The organism is Vibrio sp. GLN_1, assembly GCF_043106015.1.
Lineage (GTDB): Bacteria > Pseudomonadota > Gammaproteobacteria > Enterobacterales > Vibrionaceae > Vibrio > Vibrio parahaemolyticus.
Genome location: NZ_JBICMD010000010.1, coordinates 1 through 8,822, shown reverse-complemented (window position 1 = coordinate 8,822; position 8,822 = coordinate 1). Strand labels below are relative to the sequence as shown.

The 8,822-nt window shown below is 43.3% G+C and carries 8 protein-coding genes; 7 read left to right on the top strand and 1 reads right to left on the bottom strand.

Annotation, left to right across the window (positions count from 1 at the left end):
* Positions 1 to 216: 216 nt before the first annotated feature.
* A complete protein-coding gene (cod, locus tag ACF8OV_RS04905) occupies positions 217 to 1,500 on the bottom strand; it encodes a chitin oligosaccharide deacetylase (protein ID WP_005478836.1) in 1,284 nt (427 codons plus the stop codon).
* A 247-nt stretch (positions 1,501 to 1,747) separates the two neighbouring features.
* Between cod and ACF8OV_RS04900 the strand changes: the two genes are divergently transcribed.
* The 7 genes from ACF8OV_RS04900 to ACF8OV_RS04870 all read left to right on the top strand — a co-directional run bounded on the left by ACF8OV_RS04900 (position 1,748) and on the right by ACF8OV_RS04870 (position 8,460).
* Positions 1,748 to 2,053 carry a PTS sugar transporter subunit IIB gene (locus tag ACF8OV_RS04900; protein WP_005478850.1) on the top strand — a complete coding sequence of 102 codons (306 nt, stop codon included), beginning with the start codon at positions 1,748 to 1,750 and terminating at the stop codon, positions 2,051 to 2,053.
* An 86-nt stretch (positions 2,054 to 2,139) separates the two neighbouring features.
* Positions 2,140 to 3,474: a PTS sugar transporter subunit IIC gene (locus ACF8OV_RS04895; RefSeq protein ID WP_015297303.1), complete on the top strand. Its 1,335-nt coding sequence runs from the start codon at positions 2,140 to 2,142 to the stop codon at positions 3,472 to 3,474.
* A 49-nt stretch (positions 3,475 to 3,523) separates the two neighbouring features.
* Positions 3,524 to 3,835, top strand: a complete 312-nt coding sequence (locus ACF8OV_RS04890) for a PTS lactose/cellobiose transporter subunit IIA (protein ID WP_005461092.1) — start codon at positions 3,524 to 3,526, stop codon at positions 3,833 to 3,835.
* Between the two features lie 10 nt (positions 3,836 to 3,845).
* Positions 3,846 to 5,168 carry a 6-phospho-beta-glucosidase gene (locus ACF8OV_RS04885; RefSeq protein ID WP_025442266.1) on the top strand — a complete coding sequence of 441 codons (1,323 nt, stop codon included), beginning with the start codon at positions 3,846 to 3,848 and terminating at the stop codon, positions 5,166 to 5,168.
* Positions 5,169 to 5,186: 18 nt separating this feature from the next.
* Positions 5,187 to 5,942 (top strand): chitin disaccharide deacetylase, encoded by a 756-nt coding sequence (gene chbG / locus ACF8OV_RS04880; protein WP_062889616.1) that lies wholly within the window; start codon positions 5,187 to 5,189, stop codon positions 5,940 to 5,942.
* Between the two features lie 105 nt (positions 5,943 to 6,047).
* Positions 6,048 to 7,058, top strand: a complete 1,011-nt coding sequence (locus ACF8OV_RS04875) for a LacI family DNA-binding transcriptional regulator (RefSeq protein WP_005461087.1) — start codon at positions 6,048 to 6,050, stop codon at positions 7,056 to 7,058.
* Between the two features lie 148 nt (positions 7,059 to 7,206).
* Positions 7,207 to 8,460, top strand: coding sequence for an HD-GYP domain-containing protein (locus ACF8OV_RS04870; protein WP_005497344.1), 1,254 nt, complete (start codon positions 7,207 to 7,209; stop codon positions 8,458 to 8,460).
* Positions 8,461 to 8,822 lie beyond the last annotated feature (362 nt).

Here is an 8,822-nt window from a genome sequence, read left to right as displayed (position 1 = left end):
CTGCCCAGTTGGATGCAAGCCTTGTCACCTCACTTATCAGTACCATACATAGAAAGGTCGCTTTTATAGCGGCCTTTCGTCGTTTGGGGTGTTTATGTGCTTAGATTTACGTGTGTTTGGAGATTCGAGTTGAATACCGATTTTCCGCGTTTCAAAAGAAAAAAGCGCGAGGGTATGCCTCGCGCAAACTACTACATGATGATAGTAGGGAACAGCTTATAGAGCTGTGAACAAGGTGTTCTGTGAGTTCGGAGTCCAGTCTGCTTGAGATACGTGCGGTACATTAACTAGGTAACGCAAACCTTGATAAGTCACCACATCGCCTTGTTTGTATGAAACATTCTGAGTCCAATTAGTTGCTGGATCCGCATTCGTCCACAAGCTAGATGTTGGTGATGGAGCCCAATCTTGTTGCGCTGTATGGCTTGTTACTGCTTGATATACCGTACCGAGGTGTAGAACGTAGTCGCCGGCGCTGTAGTTGTTACCAACTTGCCAGTTCGGTGTGTAGTTATCCATGGTATCGAAGACATAACCAGCCTGTTTGGCTAGCTGGATAAACTTCGCGAGCTTCGGTAGGTTTTGAGTTGCACCCATGCCACGTTTACCGTCTTCAAACAGGAACTCGTGAGTTAGCACAATAACTTTATCGGCATGCAAAGGTGTACCACATGGGAACTCTTGTGCTTTGGAGTTGATAGGGTTAATTGTCGTAGGCGCACAAGTATTTAGCGCGGAATCGACATACCCAAGGAATGGTTCAGCTTCTGTAAGGCTGTTTGCTGGCATCGCAATGCCCCAGTTTTCAGGGGCCCAATCCACATCCCAACCGTGAGTTTGATAGCCATTATTCGCTAGGATATTTTGAACCGCGATGGCTGCTTTTACACTGTTGGATGGATTTGCCGTATCACATGCATAGCCAGGCTCCCAAGGTTTAAGATCATCGGACGTGGCACATAAGCCGTCCGCTTTGAAGTCTTTCGTAACGCGCCAACCATTGGTATACGGCAAACGAGCAAACTCATTCGCTTTATAGTTTGGGTAGCTCGTAATGTTCGGCAAATATTTTTCTAGTACTGACAAGTTTTCTGCAAACATCGAGGCATCGTAGGCAGGATCTTGATAAGAGTTGATCTGGTGATCACCCGTTGCATTACATTCTGCCGCACTGTTTGGGCCAAATTCTTCAACACAGTTGTGAACCATATGGTCATAACTGTGGTTTGCGACGATGTGGCCGCTATCCAACGCCAGTTTTAGTGCCTCTAACGCTCTGTCTTCGTTTTCATCACCAATACCATCTAGGTGCCACGCATTAAAGTAAAACGTCGCTTTTACTTCTTCTTGATTTAGCACATTAATGACGTCAATTGAGGCGTTGATTGGGCCATCATCAAACGTCAGATAAATGGTTCCTTTGGTGTCAGTTTGGGCAAATGCATATTGAGATAGAGCGGCACTTACAAGCGTTGCAATAGCCAGTTTATTTAATTTCATTTTCGATTCCTTTTCGAAATTAATAATGACGTTGTCAGTAGTAATATATTGATAGTTGTAAATGTAAATTCGTAATCTTCCTTAATTCTCTGACTTTTATCCTAGACCTAAATAATTATTAAAAAATAGACCTTATTTTCTAAAGTGAGATTCTGTTCACGAATAACGCAACCGGTTGCGCTTTTTTGTGCTGATTATTTTTGCTACAGTTTTTGCAGGTTGAAATTTACACAACGGGAGTAAGGCTATGAAAAAGATCCTTTTATGCTGTAGCGCAGGGATGTCGACCAGTATGCTTGTTAAGAAAATGGAGCAAGCTGCTGAAATTAAAGGAATTGAATGCAAAATTGATGCGATGTCAGTGAATGCATTTGAAGAGGCGATTAAAGAGTATGACGTTTGTTTACTAGGTCCTCAGGTACGTTTTCAACTGGAAGAGTTAAGAAAAACAGCGCAAGAGTACGGAAAAAATATCGATGCGATATCTCCCCAAGCATATGGAATGATGAAAGGGGACGAAGTACTAGAACAAGCATTAGAATTAATTAACTAAGCCAATAATTTGAAATAAAAGAAAATTGTTCATCAAATATAAATATTTGATGCGGGATTATTTTGTCTGAAATAAGGATGGACTCTATGAAGCTTTATGACGCGATTATAGGAACAGTCGAAAAGCATATAGCCCCTATCGCTGCAAAAGTGGGTAATCAACCCCACGTTCGCGCAATGAGAGATGGTTTTATTGTCGCTATGCCGTTTATCATCGTGGGCAGTTTCATTTTGATTTTTGCATTTCCACCATTTGCTGAAGATACGACGTTTACCTTTGGTCGTCTTTGGCTCGACTTTGCTACCACTCACTTTGACACCATTATGATGCCTTTCAATATGTCGATGGGGATCATGACCATCTTCGTGTCGCTCGGTGTCGCCTACAGTCTGGCGAAAGCGTACAAAATGGATGGGATCACTAGCGCGGTTTTATCTTTAATGTGTTTCTTGCTGGTGGCCGCACCAGCTCAAGATGGCACGTTAGCGATGAAACACATGGGCGGTACAGGGATCTTCACTGCAGTAATGTGTGCCTTCTTTGCTGTTGAGCTGTATCGATTTATGAAAAAGCACAACATCACGATTCGCATGCCAGAGCAGGTGCCACCTGCGATCGCGCGTTCTTTCGAGGTGTTACTGCCTGTTCTAGCTGTGTTTGTCACGCTTTATCCATTAAGCATCTTCGTTCAAACCCAATACGACATGTTGATTCCTGATGCAGTTATGGCGATGTTCAAGCCATTAATCAGCGCATCAAATACTTTGCCTGCCATCATTGGTGCACTACTTATGTGTCAATTACTTTGGTTTGCAGGGATTCATGGTGCCGCGATTGTGGTTGGCCTTCTGTCGCCAATCTTTCTAACAAACATCAGTGGAAACATCGACGCATTCGTTGCTGGGCAACCTGTTCCGAATATCTTCACTCAGCCGTTCTGGGACTTCTATATCTTCATTGGTGGTTCTGGTGCGACGTTAGCGTTGGTTCTACTGATGTCATTTAGCCGCTCTGTTCACCTAAAAAGTATCGGCCGAATGAGTGCGGTTCCTGGCTTCTTCCAAATTAATGAACCAGTGATTTTTGGTAGCCCAATCGTAATGAACCCAACATTGTTCATCCCATTTGTTTTTGCTCCAGTAATTAACGCAACGATTGCTTACTTTGCTGTGCATCTTGGCTTCGTAGGTATGGGGGTGGCTACTACACCATGGACGACGCCGGCAATTATTGGTGCGTCTTGGGGAAGCGGCTGGACGTTTTCTCCGGTACTGCTCGTAGTGGGTCTGTTGATTCTTGACCTTCTTATCTACTTCCCATTCTTCAAAATGTTTGAGAAGCAAATGCTTGAGCAAGAACTACCAACAACCAAAGAAACGAAACAGGCAGAACAACCTGCTGGTGAAGGCGTAACCGCTTAATTATGAATGGGCTGTTTTACCAAGCAGCCCATATTTTTGGAGAGAGAAAATGGAACAAGAACTGGTTGTAATGGAAATCATCTGTAATGCGGGTGAAGCCAGAAGTTTAAGTTATGAAGCACTCCGTTTGGCGAGAGAGCAAAAATTTGAAGCAGCAGAAGAGAAATTGTTGCAAGCCAGAGAGTGCATTAACAAGGCGCATTTAATTCAGACGCAATTGATCGAAGAAGATCAGGGGGAAGGCAAAGTGCCGATGACTCTGGTTATGGTGCACGCTCAAGATCATTTAATGACAACGATTCTAGCGCAAGAAATGGCTGTTGAGATTGTCGCTTTGAACAAGCAACTCGCGAATAAGTAAGGAAATCATTATGTCTAGAGAGGCGATCAAACTTGCCATTATTGGTGGTGGCAGTAGCTATACCCCGGAATTGGTTGAAGGGGTAATCAAACGCTTGGATTACTTGCCAGTTAAACAGATTCACTTTGTGGACATAGAATCCGGCGCGGAAAAGCTAGAAATCATCAGAGGCTTGGCTCAGCGGATGGTCGATAAAGCGGGCGCGGATATTGAAATTAAAGCGGATTTTGACCGCCGTGCTGCGATCAAAGGCGCTGACTTTGTCATGACTCAATTCCGTGTTGGCGGGCTTGCTGCTCGAGCAAACGATGAAAGAATTCCTATTAAATACGATGTAATCGGACAAGAAACCACTGGCCCTGGCGGATTTGCTAAAGCACTGAGAACCATTCCGGTCATTCTTGATATCTGTAAAGACATTGAAGAGTTGGCGCCAAACGCTTGGATGCTCAACTTTACGAACCCTGCTGGTCTAGTCTCAGAAGCGGTGAGTAAGCATACTAAAGTCAAAAGTATCGGCTTATGTAATGTACCCGTCTCAATGGAAATGATGATTGCAGAGATGATGGATTGCGAGCCTAAAGAGCTACAGTTGGAGTTTGCAGGTCTAAATCATCTGGTCTGGGTACACAAAGCGTGGCTGAAAGGCGAAGACATCACTCAAACCGTCTTAGAGAAAGTCGGAGATGGCGCTAACTTCAGTATGAAGAACATTTGGGAAGAACCGTGGGATCCGGCATTTCTAAAAGCGCTCGGTGCGATTCCTTGTCCTTATCATCGCTATTTTTACCAAACAGACGCTATGTTGGCAGAAGAAAAGCAGAGCGCAGGTGAAAAAGGGACTCGCGCAGAGCAAGTCATGGAAACCGAAAACGCATTGTTTAAGCTCTATCAAGATCCGAACTTAGACCACAAACCGAAAGAGTTGGAAGAGCGAGGGGGAGCGTATTACTCAGATGCGTCACTAAATCTCGTCGACTCTATTTATAACAACCGTAACAGCATTCATGTCGTAAACGTCTTAAACAACGGCGCGATCAATGGTCTACCGGATGACGCCGTGATTGAATGCAGTGCAGTGATTGGTAGTTGGGGAGCAAAACCACTTGCTGTTGGTGAGCTATCAAACAACATCAAAGGACTACTGCATCAAGTGAAAGCTTATGAGCAGTTGACGATAGAAGCCGCTGTTGAAGGTAACTACGACAAAGCATTGATGGCATTAACGAATAATCCTTTGGTGCCAGACATTGGTCGAGCGAAAGCGATATTGGATGAGCTGTTAGCGGTTAATGCGCCTTATTTGCCTCAATTTAAACTTACAGCGTTGTAATACTAAGGAAGAGCGTCAATGAAAGTCATTTTTAATGCGGACGATTTTGGTCTGACTCAAGGTGTTAATAACGGCATTGTAAAGTCCCATCAAGATGGTGTCGTGAAATCGACTACTATGATGGTAGGGATGGATGCCGAGCAGAATGCAATCGAGTTAGCTCATCAAAATCCAGACTTAAAAATTGGCGTACATCTACGGTTTACAGCAGGTGCTCCTCTCACGGAGCACCCAAACTTAACCAATGGTAGAACGCATTTCGTCAAATACAGTGAATTGTGGAACAAGCAAGATTTTGAAGCTCAAGCGGTTTACGATGAAGCTAAAGCTCAAATTGATCACTTCTTGTCACTTGGACTAACGCTCAGCCACCTTGATAGTCATCATCATGCTCATACGCATCCCCAGATTCTTCCTATTGTTCAGAAACTCGCGAAAGAGCACCGCGTGCCACTTCGCGGGAGTGGTATCTGTCACCAACCAATGACGACAAGCTATTTCTTTACCGATGAGTTTTACGATCAAAAGGTAAGTTTGGACGGATTAATGCAACACCTTTTGAGCTTAAAAGAGAATTACGATGTGGTAGAGGTGATGTGTCATCCTTCTTATGCCGACCAGCCCCTTATTATGAAAAGTGGCTATGCTCTGCAAAGAGAGTTAGAGCTACAAGTGCTCACATCTCCCATTCTAAAAGAGCAATTGGCGCAGCATGGTATAGCCGTCACGGATTACTCCGCACTCGTTTCTACCAGCCAAGTTGTAGGTGTATGATTAAGGCTGCCAGATTCGACCCCTATAGTCACCTTACGAATTGCTGGCAGCCATTTTTCGAATAAAAACATTCATTATTTATTAGCAGTTGGATTCATTAGCATTATGGCAAGGATTAAAGACGTCGCCGAACTCGCCGGTGTAAATCGTTCTACCGTTTCTCGCATCATTAATGGGGAAGGAAAGTTTCGTGAAGAAACTAGAAAAAAAGTAGAACAAGCCATGGCGCAATTGAATTACCGTCCAAGTGCGATCGCCCGTTCTCTTGCAACATCGTCAAGTAATATGGTCGGTTTGTTGGTGACTTATTACACCGGTGGATTTTTCGGTGAAATGATGGAGCAAGTGCAAACAGAATTAGACATTCATAAGAAGTTTCTCATCACTGCGCAAGGCCATCATTCTGCTGAAGGAGAGAAAGAAGCGATTCAGCGTTTCAACGATCTTCGTTGCGATGGCTATGTTCTGCATAGTCGCTATTTATCCGATGATGATCTACGTGAGTTAGCAAAACTTCCTACGCCTTTTGTGCTTCTCGATCGTTATGTCGAAGGGATTGAAGAGCGCTGCATTACGTTTAATCACCACCATGCAAGTCGTATCGCTGTTGAGCACTTAATCGCTGGTGGCCATAAAAACATTGCCTGTATTACCGGGCCATCCCTACGTCACAATAGTTTGCTCAGAAAGCTTGGCTATGTTGATGCAATGAAAACAGCTGGTATCGACATTGATGAAAGTTGGTGTGAAGAAGGGAATTACGGCAGACAAAGCGGTTATGATGCGATGGCTTCCATTTTAAAACGTCACCCAGAGGTAACTGCTGTATTTTCATGCAGCGAAGAAATGACGGTTGGGGCGATGCAATATCTTCATGAGCATAAAATTTCGGTGCCGGAGCAAATCTCTTTAACCAGTTTTGACAGTGTAGACCTATGTGAAAGTTTGTACCCGACGGTATCTGCGGTGCATTTCCCTATTAGTGATATGGCGCGAGCAGCAGTGCAAACGTTAATGGGGTTAGTAAAAAAACAGGAACACATAGAAAAACCTGTCTTCGAAGCCAAGCTAAAACTGCGTCATGCGGATCGAGTATTAAAACAAGACTCTGATTGATACTCAGGTATGAGCTTGATTCAAATTATGAACAACACATTGGTTCTTAACGCGAATGACTCGCACTTGTGAGTTCTTATTGATGAATTTATTTACAGAATCTACTACTATTCTTGGTTTATCGTGAAAACTTAATAGTAGTGAAAAAGTGGCAGCAATTAAACTTACAGTGGATCGTATTCAGCCGGGATTACATATCCGCCTTCCGCTAAAGTGGAACGATCACCCCTTCCTACTCAATAGCTTTAAAATTAAAGACCAGGAACAGATCGAGATGATTCGTCATCTCGGTGTGAAGTTCGTGTACTTTAATCCCGAACAAAGCGACACCGCACCATTGCCCGTCAATCAAATCCAAACGGACAGCACAACAAGCAATGAATCGTTGGATCTAGAAACGCAAAAACTGTGGCAAGAAAAACAGAAACGAATTGAAAAGCTCAGTGCATATCGTCGACGAGTGATCCAGTGTGAGAAAGAGTTTGAACGCTCACTTGCGCGGATGCGATCAGTCATGACGAAAATTCGTAACCGCCCAACTGCCGCTGTCGATGAAGCTCAATTGTTAATAGAAGACATTGTTGAGAAGTTGATGTGCGATGATAACGTCACGCTTCATCTAATGAACGGCAAAAACGAATTTGAAGATATCTATTTCCATTCTCTAAACGTTGCGGTTATTGCCATGATGATTGGGCGTGCGAAAGGGTATTCTGCCAAGCAATTAAAAGAGCTCTCTTTCGCTGCTCTGTTTCATGATATGGGTAAGATCAAAATCCCTACCGCTATATTAAGAAAGCAAGTGCCATTAACCGAGCCAGAAACCAACTACCTAAAGTTACATACTAAATATGGTTTGGATCTCGCGAATCAGATCGAAGGTTTTCCTGAACCAGCTAAAACCGTGATTGCTCAGCATCATGAGTTAAGAGATGGCTCCGGTTATCCTGAGGGCCTTAAAGGGGATGAAATTGATGAATTGGCTCAAATTGTCATAGTGGCAAATGCATTTGATAACTTGTGCCATACACCGATCGCATCAGAACAGAAAATCCCATACACCGCCCTTTCTCATTTATATAAAAACTGTAAACACCTATATAAAGAAGAAAACCTTAATATCCTGATCAAGTTCATGGGCGTCTTCCCTCCTGGCACGGTTGTTCAGTTATCTAATAATATGGTGGGATTGGTCATCTCAGTGAACGCTTCAAACCTGCTATTTCCAAATGTTCTGGTTTACGACCCATCAGTGCCAAGAACTCAAGCTCCCATCATTGAGCTTGCATCGAAAGATTTGAGGATCGTAAATGCGATTCATCCATCTAAATTACCAGATAAGATAAAAGAGTACCTAAACCCACGCTCGCGAATATCCTATTTCTTTGACAGTGATGAGTAGTTATCCACAGTTTTTTGTGAGTATTCTGTAGAAATGCTGGGTGTTAATTTGGGTGAATTTAGATGTTGAGTGGAAAGTGTCCATTTGGCATGTTTTTTTAGAAAAAATGCATTTTTAGTATTGCCAAAGAAATTCTTCTCCCTATAATGCGCATCCACCGACACGGCAGACGCGATAAGGCTTCAGCAGGGTCGGAGAGGTAAAAAGCTTCTACGAAAAATTAGTTGAAAAAAGTGTTTGACACTAACAACCAAATCGCTAGAATGCACCTCCGCTTTGAGAGAAAAACTTCTCGCAGAGCAAGCTCTTTAACAATATAGACCTATCAATCTGTGTGGGCACTCGTTGATGATAATCCAATT